The sequence below is a fragment of the Paenibacillus sp. FSL R7-0179 genome, assembly GCF_038002265.1.
Lineage (GTDB): Bacteria > Bacillota > Bacilli > Paenibacillales > Paenibacillaceae > Paenibacillus_AQ.
The window spans coordinates 641,736-655,209 of sequence record NZ_JBBOCC010000002.1 but is presented as its reverse complement, the minus strand read 5'-3'; the positions used below and the strand labels follow the sequence as shown (position 1 = coordinate 655,209).

Below are 13,474 nucleotides of genomic sequence, written 5' to 3'. Positions count from 1 at the left end.
ATGGAGCTGCAGCAGGCTACAGCCTTAATACGCCCTGTCTGTGCGCCCCCCCTCACTTCAGGATATATTGCGACAGCACAGCCTGCACTTCATAGATATCCACCGATTTGTTGAAGGTTTTCTTCAGCGGCAGCCCCGCGCCCGAGATATATAGGCACAGCTCCGCATCCAGGTCGAAATGCCCCGCCGTCTCCACGGAGTAATGGGTGATGCTTTTGTAAGGAACAGAGTGGTATTCGGTTTTTTTGCCGGTCATCCCCTGCTTGTCTACAAGAATCAGCCGCTTGTCTGTAAAAATAAACATGTCCCGGACCAGCTTATAGGCGCGCTCAATCTTTTCATTCGGAGCCAGAATCCGTCCGTATTCCCGCTGCACCTCTCCCAGCTCAACCTGGGTCGCATTGCCCAGCAATCCGTTAAAAATCGCCATAGCTCTCCTCTTTTCCCGCAGCCGGTATAAGGGCAACGCCCCTTCGCCACACTTCATACTACTTGCAGAACCATGCTTTTATGTCTGGAGAGAACATTTCTCCCTTGCTTATTTCGGGATTTTTGGTTACACTAGCTTTAAATTTATCAAAAAGGAGGTGTAGGAGAATGGATCACAATCGGACCAACAGTGTTAGCAGCCGGCTGATTAATATTATGGCGGGCATCGTTCATGTAAAATCGGACAACGGGAGAAGTCTGTCCATTTACAAGAATTTAATAACACTACAACATTGTGAAATGCCTTTCTCGCCTACACTTCAACGGATGTCTTAACCCGAAGAATTCTCAGGCCGTGGGGAAATTTCCCTGCGGCCTTTTTATGTGCTTTTAAACGGATATTTCGGATAAATTGAAGCGGCAGAGCAAAGAGCATTCTAATCAAAGGAGCCTAACGATGATTATCTCATGTCAAAATATCCAAAAATACCACGGTGCCCAGCTCGTTCTGAGCGATGTCACCTTCGATATCCGCCAAGGCGAAAAAATCGGCCTGATCGGCCGCAACGGCTGCGGCAAAACCACCCTCTTCCACTTGCTCAGCGGGGAAGAACGCCCGGACCAAGGACAGCTCTCCATCCGCCGGGGCAGCGTCATCGGCCTGCTTGCCCAGATTCAGGAGGTGAACGAGAGCGACACGGTCTATGCCATCCTCCAGCGCAGCTTCGCGGAGCAGCTCGGCTGGCAGCGCCGCCTGCGGGAGCTGGAGCAGGAGATGTCTTCCTCCGGTGCGGGTGACAACGAGCAGGCCTGGAACCGGCTGCTTAAGGAATACGGCACCCTACAGGAGAAGTTCGAGGCCGCAGGCGGCTATGAGCTCGAAGCCTCGATCCAGCGTGTAGCCTCAGGGCTGGGGATTGGAACGGAGCAGTATGACCGCCGCTTCTCTTCCCTCTCGGGCGGAGAGAAGACCAAGGTAGGGCTGGCCGAGCTGCTGCTGCGCCGTCCCGACATCCTGCTGCTCGATGAGCCGACCAACCATCTGGACATGGAGGCTATCGAGTGGCTGGAGCAATTCCTCCAGAGCTATGACGGCACGGTGCTGGCGATCTCCCATGACCGTTATTTCCTGGATGCCGTGGTGAAGAAGGTCATCGAGCTTGAAGACGGGGAGGCTTTCACCTTCCATACGAACTACAGCGGCTATCAGGTGGAGAAGGAAGCCCGGCTCCTTCAGCAATTCGCTGACTACCAGGAGCAGCAGAAGAAGATCAAGCAGATGCAGGAGAGTATCAAAAGGCTGATTGAATGGGGCAACCGCTCCAATCCGCCGAACCCTTCCTTCCACCGCCGTGCGGCGTCCATGCAGAAGGCGCTGGACCGGATGGTCAAGGTCAAACGCCCGATTCTGGAGCGGAGGTCCATGGATCTGCAGCTCCAGCAGGAGGACCGGACCGGCAACCAGGTCGTCATCCTGGACCGGATCAGCAAGTCTTACGGGGAGCGCAGGCTCTTCTCGGCCGCCAGCGATATTCTGAGATACGGCGAGACCACCGCACTGATCGGCGGCAACGGAGCAGGCAAAAGCACCCTGCTGAAGATCATCCTCGGCCAGGAGACACCAGACAACGGGAGCTGTACGCTTGCTTCCAGAGCTGTCGTCGGTTATCTGGCCCAGGAAGCTGTGCCGGAGGAGGGCGGCCACTCCGTGCTGCGGTATTTCCGCGAGGAAGCCGGACTTGAAGAAGGCGAAGCCCGCGGCCAGCTGGCCCGCTTCCTTTTCTACGGCAGCGATGTCTTCAAAAGCATCAACAACCTCTCAGGAGGAGAATGGACCCGGCTGCGCTTCGCTGTCCTGATGCACAAGAGGCCGAACCTGCTGATTCTGGATGAGCCGACCAACCATCTGGATATCGATTCCCGCGAGGCGCTCGAGGAAGCGCTGGAGGAGTTCCCCGGCACCGTGCTGGCGGTATCCCATGACCGTTATTTCATCAACCGCTGCTTCGGCAAGCTCTGGCATATTGACGGCGGACGCTTCTCCTCCTTCCCGGGCAACTACGAGTACTATAAAGAAAAGCAGGCCGAAGCCGTCCAGCGGCAGGAGGTCACGCAGCCGGAACCTTCCGGGGGCAGCACCGGTAAGCCCCGTTCTGTAAACGGGCGGGCAGACCAATCCCCTGCCTCAGCCGGTTCGGATACGGAATCCGCTTCCTCTCGCCGCAGGAATACCGGGGGTTCTCCCTCCGGCCCTGCCAGTCCGAACCGCAAGCCGCGTCCGGCGGCTTCGTGGGAGCAGGACATTGCCGCAGCAGAAGCACAGCTTGCTCTTATCGATACGGAGATGCTTGATCCGCGAATGTCGAGCAATGCAGAGAAGCTGGCAGAGCTGCAAGAAATGAGAGATGCTGCGCAGCAGAAGCTCGATGACCTGTATAGCGGCTGGTTAAGCGAAGCGGAGATGTGAATTTGTTTTGTGACAGACTAAATACTAAATCTAAGATAGAGGTGACCGTAATGACATTAACCCCGGAAATTGCGAAATATTGGGAGAGTTATCTGGCGGAGCATCCGGAAGCGGCGGACAAATTCGACAGCGCCTGGGCGTTCGGCGACAATCCCCGGCTGGCAGACGAGCTGCTGGATCTGGTGCTGAGAGGAATCAAGACAGGAACCGCGCAGAATTATGAGCTGATTAAGGCTCAGGGGCTGAGCATGCCTTTTACAGGCGGATTATCCGTCCTGCTGGACAGCACAGGTCAGCCGCGGGCGATCATAGAAACAACGAAGGTGGAGGTCGTTCCGTTCGCTGAGGTAACCGCTGAATTTGCCTACTCCGAAGGAGAAGATGACCGCAGCCTAGAATCCTGGCGCTACGAGCATGAAGTGTTCTTCACCAGAGAGCTGGAGCGTGAGGGTAAGCCCTTTGACCCGGAGATGAGGGTGGTCTGCGAGAGCTTCCAGCTGGTGCATATTAACAACGAATCGTAAATCAATCTAAAAAGGCTGCTTCTTCACTTCGAAGAGGCAGCCTTCATTGTATATGTGCAGTTAGTAGTTGTGGGACTTAGCTAATGCTGCGGGCGGGTCTTAGAATTTCCAGATGCCCATTATCCAGCCGATCAACGAGATCCATAAGGGAATACTGATCAGGACACCCCATACCAGGCCCGTGGCGATATTGCCCTCTGTAGGCCGGGTCATTCCCTCCTGCGCAAGCGGAAGTCTTAGCTCTTCTTGTTCCATGCGATCCCCTCCTAAAATTCTTATCGTCAAAGCAGAGGAAAAAATGTAGACCGCCAGGCCCAAAAAGAGATGTTTTCGATAAATTTTTTAGATATAAAGGCTCAGCGGATAATCATTGTAAAGGCTTACATAAATAATATTAACCAAAAAATGTATTACTAAAACTTATATACACTCTTGGTTATCTATTCTATGCAGTGCTTTAGTCCAATATTACTTCTTTTTCGGGATTATGTAAATATTGGAACATAGTGTGCAGCTGCTCTGCCGTATTGCGTTCTTCAGACAATTCGGGCAATGCATCCTCGGCAAAAAATCCAACACCGCTCGTCTCCACACCACCCGCCGCCTCCCCGCCGGTTATTCTGCACAGAATGAACATTTTATAGGTATGGTATGGCTCCGGCGGATGCTGATGGAACTTTTTATCCATTACAGCAAGCAGACGGACCGCTTCTGCCTGGTAGCCGGATTCCTCGGCAATTTCTTTGACAGCCACCTCACTTGGTGACAGGCCGATATCGGCCCACCCTCCGGGCAGTGCCCATTTTCCGTCGAGCTTCTCGTGTACGAGCAGAATTTTATCATCCTTGAAAATAACTCCCCGGATATCCACCTTAGGTGTGCTATACCCGCCTTCGCCCGCGAAGGAGAGCCGGATGCGCTCCTTGCTCTCATACGTATAGTTCGCCAGAATATCCACGCTCAGCTCGCGCAGTGCCTGATAACGCTCAATATCAAATACATCCTTGGCATACGTCAGTCCGGTCTGGGCAATCCCTTGAATTTCTTTGGCCCAGGTTAACCATTTCGGTTCCATAAGCACACCGCCTTCACTCGGATTTAGTTACGCTATTTCTTCCAGACGCTCTACTCGCACAGCATCAGATGACGGGAGAACGAACCCTTTCGTGCCACACAACGGTCTACAATTGTAAAACCGGCCGCCGCAATCATCTCATCCACCGCCTCAATCGCCACAATGACCACTCTGTCCGCAATCCGCCGCGTATGACTAAGAATCGCAAACTGCTCTTCGGGGGTAATCCGTGAATACAGATTATAAGGCATATCCACGATCGCTGCATCGTAATGCTCCTCAATATCTGCGATATCCCCGAGCGTAACAACACTCTCGAAGCCGAAATGAGCGATGTTCGTCCGTGCACCTGCCGCTATGAGCGGGTTAATATCACGGCCGACGACATCGATTCCCATCGACAGAGCTTCCACCATTACTGTGCCAATTCCGCAGCAGGGATCGATCAGCTTCACACCGGGTATGCGCGGAACCGCCATATTGACCGCTGCCCGGGCTACCCGTGTGCTGAGCGCTATGGAGTAGCTTCGGGGCTTGTGCATCTGCCGAAACCAGGTTGCATTGTTCTTATGATAAGGGCCGAAGTACCAGCGTCCGCCGAGCGTCACAATCCCGTACACCAGCTCCGGATGGTTCACATCCGCCTCTCCCTCAATCCGCAGGCCGATTTCCCGCTCAATCACTCTGCGCTCACCGTATTCTATTTTTTGCTCAGGAGCCAGATCATTAGTCTTCACAAAAATAACCTTGAAGCTCCGCCCCCCCAGTTCTACCTGCTCTGTCTGCTTGTAGATCTCCGGGAGCGTGTCCCCTTCGTACATCACATCTATCCGCTCTTTGATAAAAGGACTGCGGCTGACATCCGCCTCTACCCCGCTTGCGAATATAGCCGGAGGGATCTCCCTGCCGAACAGGCAGCGCAGCTCCATCCCGCATAATGAGGTCTCATCCGGCGAATGGGCATACGTATAAATATATATCGGTTCAACACTTGCAGATATGTTCGTTGACACTACAATTTCGCTCCTGTCGCTTCCGCCGCTCCCGGCGGTTCCTTGGCTTAAACTAAGTAAGTCTATCACGGTTACTGCCAGTAATCAACAGCCTGCAAGGAACTGTTCCCCAAGCTACGCAGGTCTGGTCACCCTCTGTTGGTGGGGTGGGACAATCCTTTTTTGATCCCTCGGGCTATCTCCAGTATAATGAATGCATTACACTGCCGAACCTGAGCCGCAGAGACCCTCCGTTATGCATGTTGCCGCATAATACGGGTAGCTGTGGTATTAAGCAGCGAATTCCAAGGAGGTACATACCTACAATGTCATACGAAACTTACTTTCAGGCTGAGCGTGAAGCCCAGCTTGGCGAACTCAAGCAATGGCTGGCGATCCCCAGCATTTCAGCCCTGTCCAGCCACAAAGAAGATATCAATGCCGCTGCCGGCTGGCTGGTAGAGACCCTGAAGCGTGCAGGCCTTGAGAATATCGAGCTGCATCCTACAGCCGGTCATCCGGTGATCTATGCCGATTACCTTCATGCCCCCGGCAAGCCGACCATTCTGGTCTACGGCCATTATGATGTACAGCCGGTTGATCCGCTGAACCTGTGGACTACGCCTCCGTTTGAACCGGAGATCCGTGACGGCAAGCTCTATGCCCGCGGCGCTACAGACGACAAAGGCCAGGTATTCATGCATATCAAGGCCATCGAAGCCATCCTCAAGCAAGAGGGCACTCTACCGGTCAACATCAAGCTCTGCATCGAAGGAGAAGAAGAGATTGGCAGCGTCAACCTGCCGCCATTCCTGGAAGCTAACCAGGACAAGCTTGCAGCAGATGCCGTCCTCGTCTCGGATACCTCTCTGCTGGAGCGCGGACGCCCTGCCATCTGCACCGGGCTCCGTGGTCTCTGCTCGATGGAGGTTACAGTGAACACCGCCTTGACTGACCTGCACTCCGGCTCCTACGGCGGCGGCGTTCCCAATGCGCTGCATGCGCTGGTCTCGCTGCTCAGCACCCTTCATGATGACAAGGGCCGCGTATCTGTAGAAGGCTTCTACGAAGGCGTGCCTGCCCTGTCTCCGCTGCTGCGCGAAGAATTCGCCAAGCAAGGCGTGGACGAAGACAAGATCCGCACCGCCCTCGGCCTGGAGCAATTGTACGGGGAAGAAGGCTACACCTTCGTGGAACGGGTCGGCGCACGTCCAACGCTTGAGCTGAACGGCGTATACGGAGGCTTCCAAGGTGAAGGCAGCAAGACCGTCATCCCGAAGGAAGCTCATGCCAAGATTACCTGCCGCTTGGTCGGCGACCAGGACCCGCAGCACATCCTGGATGCCGTTGAAGCCCACCTGAAGGCTAATATTCAGAAGGGCGCCCAGGTTCAGGTGAAGCAGATGGAGAAGGCACGCGCCTTCAACATTGATCCGTCGCACCCGATCCTCCAGACCGCTGCCGATGCTTACGGCAAGGTCTACGGCACCCGCGCCCTCTTCACCAAAGACGGCGGCTCCATCCCGATCATGGAGAGCTTCGCCCGCATCCTGAAGGCACCGGTCGTCCTGATGGGCTTCGGACTCGATGACGAGAACCTGCATGCACCGGACGAGCACTTCAACCTGGAGAACTTCGACAAGGGCCTGCTGACCCTGGTCGAGTTCCTGAAGACCGTCTAACGTCCAGAACCGACAGCGTATCTGTCATTTCATACAGCCAGGCCCCCGGTAGATCGGGGGCCTGGCTTTTTTTTGTTTGTTTTTGCATAAATTCAGTCTCGCGCACTCACACCAGCACAATGTATGCTGTTTTTGACATACATTAGGCCGTGCGCCGGCTTGCGAGCACAATGTATGCTGCTTTTGACATACATTCAGGCCGTGCGCCTGCTTGTTAGCACAATGTATGCTATTTTTGACATACATTAGGCCGTGTGCCGGCTTGCGAGCACAATGTATGCTGTTTTCCACATACATTTAGCCCAACAGAATACCTTCTCTACAGCAGCATTAAACTACTGTTTCTTATACAACAAAAAAAACCCTTGCGGACAAGGATTTCGGAAGTTAAATATGGAGCGGGTGATGGGAATCGAACCCACGCTATCAGCTTGGAAGGCTGAAGTTCTACCATTGAACTACACCCGCAACTCAAAAACGAGTACAAGAAACATTGTAGCATCACTACGAATAAATTGCAACCCTATTAAATTCAGATACTGGAGGGCAGGAGGTTACGACGGCATTTCCAGCAGAGGCCTGAGGAAGGACTGTTCGAATTCAGCCGCCTTCACCGGCTTGCTGAACAGATACCCCTGGGCCTCATGGCAATGCTGCTGGCGCAGAAAGTGCAGCTGCTCCTTGTTCTCCACGCCTTCGGCGGTAACCTTGAGCTTCAAATGGTGGGCCATCGAGGTGATCGTAGAGACGATCGCGGCATTGTTGCTGTCCTCCATGACATCCGATACGAAGGAACGGTCGATCTTCAAGCGGTCAATCGGCATATTCTTCAGATAATGCAGCGAGCTGTAGCCTGTGCCGAAATCATCGATGCTGATGCATACGCCAAGTCTTTTGAGACGGTTCAGCTGGTCGAAGGCGGTCTCCTTGTCAAGGGTCATACTCTCGGTAATCTCTAAATCCACGTAGCAGGGATCCAGACCGATATCCTTCAGGATAGCATCAATTTTGCCGGCCAGATTAGGCTGCAGGAACTGGCGCATGGAGAGGTTAATGGATACGCAAATCGGATGATAGCCGGCATCCTGCCACATTTTATTCTGCAGACAGGCCGTCTTGAGCACCCATTCCCCAATAGGGACAATCAGCCCGCTCTCTTCAGCGATAGGAATGAAATCTACCGGAGAGACCAAGCCGCGTTTGGGATGGTTCCAGCGCAGCAGCGCCTCCATGCCGACAATCTCTTCTGTCTCAAGCAGCACCTGGGGCTGATAGACCAGATAGAACTCCCCCCGCTCCAGCGCCCGGCGCAGATCATTCTCCAGCTTGAGGCGTTCCTTCGCCTTCATCTGCATAGCCGGAATATAGCGGCGGATCTCCACCCCCTGCTCCTTGGCATTGTGTACCGCTGTATCAGCATTCTGTATTAACTGCTCAGCCGTATCTCCGTCCCCGGGATAGATGCTTACCCCCAGACTAAGCGAGATATGGTATTCACCTGACTCCAGACCTACCGGTGTCTCGAACAGGCGCAGCAGCTCACCCGCCCGGACCAGACAATTCTCCAGCCCCGTCCGCTCCGTCATCAGAAAAGCAAACTCGTCCGCCCCCATACTAAAGAGCTCTTCATTGACTCTAACCTCGTCCCCGATCCGCCGGGCGACCAGCTGCAGCAGCAGATCTCCTGCATAATGACCAAGAGAGTCATTGATGTTCTTAAAATGGTTGATGTTCATAATGACCAGCCCCGAAAAGCCTCGGCTTTTGTCCTGCTCACTCTGGAGCACCACCTCTTCCATGCGCTGCATCAGGCGGCGTCTGTTCGGAAGACCGGTCAGCTCGTCGTGATACGCCAGATAATTAATCCGCGCTTCCGCCTGCTGATTCTCCTGAAACGGCTCCTCAATCGTCAATCTGTAGACTCCGGTCAGCAGAAGATAATAGGCCGCTGCGCTGCTGAGCATCCCGAAGAGATAATCCAATTCTCCGACACTGAACAGATTCATGAAGAAGACCTGAGCCAGGGAGAAGAACACAAGGGAACGGATAATAATCAGCAGAGAGGCTGACTTTTCGCTTTTGCCAGGATAGATAATAATCGAAGCACCAAGCAAATAGACGAACAGTATCGCCATATTCATCAGATCTCTTGCCGTTTCTGCCCATGGTTCATCCGCCAGCCCGGAGACAATCAGGTTGCCGAGACCAAACACAGCCAAAGACAGCAAAATCACCACAAAAGCATTCCTGAACACCTTCCCCTTGACGCCGGTTCCTACAAGCTGGTCTTCTCTGCTGAAAATAAGCATAATCCCCAGTGCACTGGCCAGCCGGGAGAACGTCAGAAGCCATAAGGACTGCCCCTGGCTGATAAAAGGGGTGATTCCGGGAATACCTACAAACCCGAGTACATGCAGGAAGTCAAAAATACTCACCCCCAGGAATAATGCAGAAGTGTACAGCCTGGCCTTGGATAAACTATTGGCGAACAGCATCCAGCCCTGGGCAAAAATCGCAAAACCGAACGCGACAGTACAACAGCCCAAAATAAGGTAAAAGGCCATCAGTAAATCCTTGTCCTCTATTTGGCCCAGCGGTGTACGAAAAATCTGGATCAGAAGGAATAGCGCAGCCCCCAGAATAGCCGCATGAATCGTCTTTCTCTCTTCTTGTCTCATAAGTCCCTCGCGTCTAAAAATAATATCTATAAAGTCAGATGGGTGTGTATGATGTCCTATGTATAAATATCGGCCAGACAGCTCCGTAAAGTTACATTGATCACCTACAATATTGCACGAAAGCAGCTCCGGCAGAAAAAAAGCACCTGCCTACAAATAGAGGCCAGTGCTTTCTCCTTCCAGACGGTTATTTGTCCCCGAAATTGACCTCAGGTGTTGTCAGTGTGTCATAGAAGTCAACCGCCTTATCTTTATCGGCCGAAGATCGCAGCGCCATTGCCGAGCGGGGATGCTCATCCAGCGTTCCTGTAATCATATACGGAATGATATAGCCCCACTCTTCCTTCTCCCGCAGCGGGATCATCAGGTTCTCAATGATATCCAGCACAGGACGGAGCGTATAATTCGTATTCTTCAGATGGGTAACCAGCAGCTCTGTAGGACAGTTGCCTGCGGCGCGGCCCATCCCGTAACAGGAAGCATCCAGCAGCTCTACCCCCTTCTCGGCTGCAATCAGCGTATTGGAGAAGGCCAGCTGAAGATTGTTGTGGGTATGCACACCGAGCCGCTTCTCCGGCAGATGTGTCTTGAACTTCTCTACCAGGTAATGAAAGTCATTATGATCCAGGCTGCCGTAAGAATCCACGATATAGACTACATCAACTACGCTCTCGCGGATCTGCTCGAAGGCTTCCAGCAGCTCATTCTCCATTACATTGGACAGGGCCATAATATTAATGGTCGTCTCATAGCCCAGATCATGGAACGTCTGCACCAGCTGAAGAGCCTTGTCCACATCCTTGCTGTAACAAGCCACACGAATCAGATCAAGCATGCTCTCGCTGCGGGGCAGAATATCATTCTCGTCCACACGGCCGATATCGACCAGAGCCGACAGCTTCGTATGCCCCTTTTGTGGAATGACCTTGCGCAGGAAGTCATCATTCAAAAAGCGCCAAGGGCCTGCACCCTCTGCCCCTTTGAGCAGCTTCGGCGAGTTCTTATAACCGATTTCCATATAATCAACACCGGCTTCATTCAGACCGGCATATAATTTCTGAACAAATTCAATGCTAAAATCCCAGTTATTCACCAATCCCCCATCACGGATGGTACAATCGACAATTTTACTATGATTAGTCTTCACAATCTGTTCTCCCTTCGGGGTATCTCTTAAGTACTATGCTTATATTATCGTTCAATCATACTTTAATGAAGAAGATATTGTAAAGAAAATTTCAGTAATCCTCATATCGATTTTCGCGATCAGAAACAATGACATTAATCACAGAATAAATGGCAGTAAAATGCTACATTACAAGAAATCATTGAGATTGATTATCAGTCTCTTTCGGAGGGATAACAATGGTTCTAACATCCTGCTCCTTGCTGCGTTTGCAACCAGGCACTACCGGCTCTATTCAAAAAATTGAAGGCATGAATCCTATCCTGCGCCGCCGTCTGGCCGATCTGGGAGTATCTGAGGGTGTAATGATCCGTCTCAAGGGCAAAGGGCCTTTCATGGGTCCGATTACGCTTGAATGCAACGGTCAGCTATTTGCTATCCGGCGGAAGGAAGCATCTATGATAGAGGTGAAGGTATCATGAGCTCTATTGCACTTGTGGGGAACCCCAACACCGGGAAAACCTCGCTGTTCAATACCCTGACTTCCTCCTACGAATACGTGGGGAACTGGGCAGGCGTTACGGTTGAGAAAAAGATCGGCAGTCTCAAGAACGGAGCCGGCAAGCTGATCGATCTGCCCGGAATCTACTCTCTTCACCCCCTCTCCCGCGATGAAGGCGTAGCTGCACAATATCTGATCGAAGAAACCCCTGAAGCGCTTATCAATATTGTCGATGCGTCGCAGCTGGAACGGAACCTGCTGCTTACCCTGCAGCTGCTGGAATACGGCAAGCCGACGATCCTCGGACTGAATATGACCGATGTCGCCAAGGCGCGCGGTATCCAGGTGAATCCCGACATCCTTAATGAACGTCTCGGTATCCCCGTGCTGCCGTTGATTGCCCGGACAGGCAAGGGAACCAGTCAGGTGCTTAGCGTACTGGAGCAGCCCTCGCATATCCCGCCTGTTACCTTCCAATTGAATTATGGCGACATCGCTGAGCAAGCCATAGCCTCCATTGTTGCACAATTACAGAAGATCTCTGGTCTGCCTAATCTCCGTTGGGTTGCTCTGCAGCTGATGGAGCAGAACCCGGTTATCCTTGAGCTGCTGAAGAAGCGAACCGATATTTCTGGCTTGCTGCTGATCGCAGATGCTGCTCAGACCCGGCTGCAGCAGGAGAAGCTTGCACTCACTCTTCCCCAATGGATTCGTTCCGTCCGCATGGACTACATCCGTATGGTATGCGCTGACGCCATAGACTCTACCCTGCAAAAACCGCATAATCTGACCGAACGTCTGGATTCCATCCTTACCCACCGTTTTCTGGGACTTCCCCTGTTCATCGTCTTTATGTATGCCATGTTCAAAACTACCTTCGACTGGATCGGCGGGCCTTTGTCTGATCTCCTGGATGGCTTTATCGGCGGTCCGCTCAGCGATTGGACCAATTCGTTGCTGGGAACCATCGGGGCTTCGGAATTCACGCACGCACTGATCGTTGATGGTCTTATTGGCGGTGTGGGCGGCGTACTCGTATTTGTCCCGCAAATATTCATCCTGTTCCTGATGATCTCCTTCCTGGAGGATTCCGGGTATATGGCCCGTGTCTGCCTGCTGATGGACAGCACGATGGAACGGATGGGACTGAACGGTAAGGCCTTCATTCCGTTCATTATCGGCTTCGGCTGCAACGTACCGGCCATTATGGCGGCCCGCAGCATTGAACAGCCCAAGGACCGGTTGTTGACAACGCTGCTAATGCCGCTGATGTCCTGTTCTGCCCGGCTCCCGGTATATCTGTTGTTCGCAGCGGTCTTCTTCCCTGCCCAGCAAGCCACAGCTGTACTCTCTATGTATGTAATGGGTGTTGTATTTGCCCTGATTCTGTGTAAGTTCTTCTCCAAGCATCTGTTCAAGAATGAGACGTCTATCTTCATTATCGAGCTGCCTCCTTACCGGATGCCCCAGTTCAAGACACTAAGCCGCAGCACCTGGGAGAAGGGCAAAGGCTTCCTGCGCAAAGCAGGGACCATCATCCTGGCCGGCTCGGTCCTGATCTGGCTGATGTCCTATGCCGGTCCTGGCGGCCTCAATGTGGACATGGATCACTCCTTCCTGGCCAAATTCGGCGGCTTCATCGCCCCGTTGCTGCAGCCGCTCGGCTTCGGAACATGGCAGGCCGGTTCTACCCTGGTGCCCGGCTTCCTCGCTAAAGAGGTTGTTGTCTCCACTATGAACATCATCTACCATGCCCCGGATGCAGCAGGACTGGAAGGACAAATTGCTTCAGTCTTTACACCGCTTAGCTCGATCAGCTTCATGGCCTTTATCCTGCTCTACATTCCTTGCCTGGCCACTGTCGGCGTTATTAAGAAGGAGACTGCCTCCTGGAAATGGACATTCTTCTCCATGGGTTACTCTCTGGTATTGGCTTATGCGGTGTCACTGGTGATTTATCAAGGAGGACGTTTGCTCGGATGGTCGTAGCCCTGGCAAG

11 protein-coding genes and 1 tRNA gene are annotated in these 13,474 nt (G+C 52.9%); 5 read left to right on the top strand and 7 right to left on the bottom strand.

Annotation, left to right across the window (positions count from 1 at the left end; all coding sequences use genetic code 11):
- Positions 1-52 precede the first annotated feature (52 nt).
- On the bottom strand, positions 53-430 hold the full coding sequence (locus MKX63_RS19575; protein ID WP_036696174.1) for a PH domain-containing protein: 378 nt from the start codon (positions 428-430) through the stop codon (positions 53-55).
- Between the two features lie 456 nt (positions 431-886).
- Here MKX63_RS19575 and abc-f point away from each other — a divergent pair, with 456 nt between their 5' ends.
- Both abc-f and MKX63_RS19565 read left to right on the top strand, forming a co-directional pair.
- Complete coding sequence (gene abc-f, locus MKX63_RS19570; protein WP_341019405.1) at positions 887-2,896, top strand: ribosomal protection-like ABC-F family protein; 2,010 nt, start codon at positions 887-889, stop codon at positions 2,894-2,896.
- Positions 2,897-2,946: 50 nt separating this feature from the next.
- Complete coding sequence (locus tag MKX63_RS19565) at positions 2,947-3,420, top strand: ASCH domain-containing protein (protein ID WP_341019404.1); 474 nt, start codon at positions 2,947-2,949, stop codon at positions 3,418-3,420.
- A 99-nt stretch (positions 3,421-3,519) separates the two neighbouring features.
- Here the strand turns inward: MKX63_RS19565 and MKX63_RS19560 are convergent, their stop codons facing one another.
- From MKX63_RS19560 to MKX63_RS19550, 3 genes are all read right to left on the bottom strand, one after another.
- On the bottom strand, positions 3,520-3,675 hold the full coding sequence (locus tag MKX63_RS19560; RefSeq protein ID WP_341023390.1) for a hypothetical protein: 156 nt from the start codon (positions 3,673-3,675) through the stop codon (positions 3,520-3,522).
- A 202-nt stretch (positions 3,676-3,877) separates the two neighbouring features.
- The gene (locus tag MKX63_RS19555; RefSeq protein WP_341019402.1) at positions 3,878-4,495 is read right to left on the bottom strand and encodes an NUDIX hydrolase; all 618 of its coding nucleotides are present in this window, start codon (positions 4,493-4,495) and stop codon (positions 3,878-3,880) included.
- A gap of 50 nt (positions 4,496-4,545) precedes the next feature.
- The gene (locus tag MKX63_RS19550; RefSeq protein WP_445323532.1) at positions 4,546-5,508 is read right to left on the bottom strand and encodes a TRM11 family SAM-dependent methyltransferase; all 963 of its coding nucleotides are present in this window, start codon (positions 5,506-5,508) and stop codon (positions 4,546-4,548) included.
- A 305-nt stretch (positions 5,509-5,813) separates the two neighbouring features.
- Between MKX63_RS19550 and MKX63_RS19545 the strand changes: the two genes are divergently transcribed.
- Positions 5,814-7,169: a dipeptidase gene (locus tag MKX63_RS19545; RefSeq protein WP_341019400.1), complete on the top strand. Its 1,356-nt coding sequence runs from the start codon at positions 5,814-5,816 to the stop codon at positions 7,167-7,169.
- Positions 7,170-7,563: 394 nt separating this feature from the next.
- On the opposite strand, the gene MKX63_RS19540 is transcribed toward MKX63_RS19545, so the two are convergent.
- The 3 genes from MKX63_RS19540 to MKX63_RS19530 all read right to left on the bottom strand — a co-directional run bounded on the left by MKX63_RS19540 (position 7,564) and on the right by MKX63_RS19530 (position 10,994).
- Positions 7,564-7,637: transfer RNA gene (locus MKX63_RS19540), tRNA-Gly, on the bottom strand.
- Positions 7,638-7,723: 86 nt separating this feature from the next.
- Positions 7,724-9,847: a putative bifunctional diguanylate cyclase/phosphodiesterase gene (locus tag MKX63_RS19535; RefSeq protein ID WP_341019397.1), complete on the bottom strand. Its 2,124-nt coding sequence runs from the start codon at positions 9,845-9,847 to the stop codon at positions 7,724-7,726.
- 187 nt (positions 9,848-10,034) lie between these two features.
- Positions 10,035-10,994 carry an aldolase catalytic domain-containing protein gene (locus MKX63_RS19530; RefSeq protein ID WP_200869575.1) on the bottom strand — a complete coding sequence of 320 codons (960 nt, stop codon included), beginning with the start codon at positions 10,992-10,994 and terminating at the stop codon, positions 10,035-10,037.
- Positions 10,995-11,212: 218 nt separating this feature from the next.
- Here MKX63_RS19530 and MKX63_RS19525 point away from each other — a divergent pair, with 218 nt between their 5' ends.
- On the top strand, positions 11,213-11,455 hold the full coding sequence (locus MKX63_RS19525; protein WP_341019395.1) for a FeoA family protein: 243 nt from the start codon (positions 11,213-11,215) through the stop codon (positions 11,453-11,455).
- The gene (feoB, locus tag MKX63_RS19520) at positions 11,452-13,464 is read left to right on the top strand and encodes a ferrous iron transport protein B (protein ID WP_341019394.1); all 2,013 of its coding nucleotides are present in this window, start codon (positions 11,452-11,454) and stop codon (positions 13,462-13,464) included. The genes MKX63_RS19525 and feoB overlap by 4 nt, the downstream gene beginning before the upstream one ends.
- Positions 13,465-13,474 lie beyond the last annotated feature (10 nt).